Raw genomic sequence first — 2849 nt, 5'->3', positions numbered from 1 at the left:
TTCCGCATTTAGCTACCGGGCAGTGCCATTGGCATGACAACCCGAACACCAGTGATGCGTCCACTCCGGTCCTCTCGTACTAGGAGCAGCCCCCCTCAATTCTCCAGCGCCCACGGCAGATAGGGACCGAACTGTCTCACGACGTTCTAAACCCAGCTCGCGTACCACTTTAAATGGCGAACAGCCATACCCTTGGGACCTACTTCAGCCCCAGGATGTGATGAGCCGACATCGAGGTGCCAAACACCGCCGTCGATATGAACTCTTGGGCGGTATCAGCCTGTTATCCCCGGAGTACCTTTTATCCGTTGAGCGATGGCCCTTCCATTCAGAACCACCGGATCACTATGACCTGCTTTCGCACCTGCTCGCGCCGTCACGCTCGCAGTCAAGCTGGCTTATGCCATTGCACTAACCTCCTGATGTCCGACCAGGATTAGCCAACCTTCGTGCTCCTCCGTTACTCTTTGGGAGGAGACCGCCCCAGTCAAACTACCCACCAGACACTGTCCGCAACCCGGATTACGGGTCTACGTTAGAACACCAGCCATTAAAGGGTGGTATTTCAAGGTTGGCTCCACGCAGACTGGCGTCCACGCTTCAAAGCCTCCCACCTATCCTACACATCAAGGACCAGTGTTCAGTGTCAAGCTATAGTAAAGGTTCACGGGGTCTTTCCGTCTTGCCGCGGGTACACTGCATCTTCACAGCGAGTTCAATTTCACTGAGTCTCGGGTGGAGACAGCCTGGCCATCATTACGCCATTCGTGCAGGTCGGAACTTACCCGACAAGGAATTTCGCTACCTTAGGACCGTTATAGTTACGGCCGCCGTTTACCGGGGCTTCGATCAAGAGCTTCGCGTTGCCGCTAACCCCATCAATTAACCTTCCGGCACCGGGCAGGCGTCACACCGTATACGTCCACTTTCGTGTTTGCACAGTGCTGTGTTTTTAATAAACAGTTGCAGCCAGCTGGTATCTTCGACTGATTTCAGCTCCGTCCGCAGGGACTTCACCTACATATCAGCGTGCCTTCTCCCGAAGTTACGGCACCATTTTGCCTAGTTCCTTCACCCGAGTTCTCTCAAGCGCCTTGGTATTCTCTACCTGACCACCTGTGTCGGTTTGGGGTACGATTTCGTGTTACCTGATGCTTAGAGGCTTTTCCTGGAAGCAGGGCATTTATCACTTCAGCACCGTAGTGCCTCGTCATCACACCTCAGCGTTAACAAGGTACCGGATTTACCTGGAACCTCCGCCTACATGCTTAAACCGGGACAACCGTCGCCCGGCTGACATAGCCTTCTCCGTCCCCCCTTCGCAGTAACACCAAGTACAGGAATATTAACCTGTTTCCCATCGACTACGCCTTTCGGCCTCGCCTTAGGGGTCGACTCACCCTGCCCCGATTAACGTTGGACAGGAACCCTTGGTCTTCCGGCGAGCGGGCTTTTCACCCGCTTTATCGTTACTTATGTCAGCATTCGCACTTCTGATACCTCCAGCACCCCTCACAGGACACCTTCAACGGCTTACAGAACGCTCCCCTACCCAACAACGCATAAGCGTCGCTGCCGCAGCTTCGGTGCATGGTTTAGCCCCGTTACATCTTCCGCGCAGGCCGACTCGACCAGTGAGCTATTACGCTTTCTTTAAATGATGGCTGCTTCTAAGCCAACATCCTGGCTGTCTGTGCCTTCCCACATCGTTTCCCACTTAACCATGACTTTGGGACCTTAGCTGGCGGTCTGGGTTGTTTCCCTCTTCACGACGGACGTTAGCACCCGCCGTGTGTCTCCCGTGATAACATTCTTCGGTATTCGTAGTTTGCATCGGGTTGGTAAGCCGGGATGGCCCCCTAGCCGAAACAGTGCTCTACCCCCGAAGATGAGTTCACGAGGCGCTACCTAAATAGCTTTCGGGGAGAACCAGCTATCTCCCGGTTTGATTGGCCTTTCACCCCCAGCCACAGGTCATCCGCTAATTTTTCAACATTAGTCGGTTCGGTCCTCCAGTTAGTGTTACCCAACCTTCAACCTGCCCATGGCTAGATCACCGGGTTTCGGGTCTATACCCTGCAACTTAACGCCCAGTTAAGACTCGGTTTCCCTTCGGCTCCCCTATACGGTTAACCTTGCTACAGAATATAAGTCGCTGACCCATTATACAAAAGGTACGCAGTCACCCCATAAAGAGGCTCCCACTGCTTGTACGTACACGGTTTCAGGTTCTTTTTCACTCCCCTCGCCGGGGTTCTTTTCGCCTTTCCCTCACGGTACTGGTTCACTATCGGTCAGTCAGGAGTATTTAGCCTTGGAGGATGGTCCCCCCATATTCAGACAGGATACCACGTGTCCCGCCCTACTCTTCGAGTTCACAGCAAGTGTGCTTTCGTGTACGGGACTATCACCCTGTACCGTCGGACTTTCCAGACCGTTCCACTAACACACAAGCTGATTCAGACTCCGGGCTGCTCCCCGTTCGCTCGCCGCTACTGGGGGAATCTCGGTTGATTTCTTTTCCTCGGGGTACTTAGATGTTTCAGTTCCCCCGGTTCGCCTCGTTAACCTATGTATTCAGTTAACGATAGTGCAACGGATTGCACTGGGTTTCCCCATTCGGACATCGCCGGGTCAAAGGTTCATATCACCTCGCCGGCGCTTTTCGCAGATTAGCACGTCCTTCATCGCCTCTGACTGCCAGGGCATCCACCGTGTACGCTTAGTCGCTTAACCTCACAACCCGAAGATGTTTCACTTCATGATTGCGAAAATTTGAGAGACTCGAACACACCATTAAAGATGTGTCGTTTCAATTTTCAGCTTGATCCAGATTTTTAAAGAGCAAA

General features: G+C 53.2%; 1 rRNA gene (running past one end of the window). It reads right to left on the bottom strand.

Annotation, left to right across the window (positions count from 1 at the left end):
• A 23S ribosomal RNA gene (locus IPZ49_RS22340) occupies positions 1-2736 on the bottom strand (it extends 187 nt beyond the left edge of the window).
• Between the last annotated feature and the right edge of the window lie 113 nt (positions 2737-2849).

Source organism: Enterobacter cloacae complex sp. S2, assembly GCF_015159675.1.
GTDB lineage: Bacteria > Pseudomonadota > Gammaproteobacteria > Enterobacterales > Enterobacteriaceae > Enterobacter > Enterobacter intestinihominis.
This window is presented reverse-complemented; position numbering and strand designations above follow the sequence as displayed.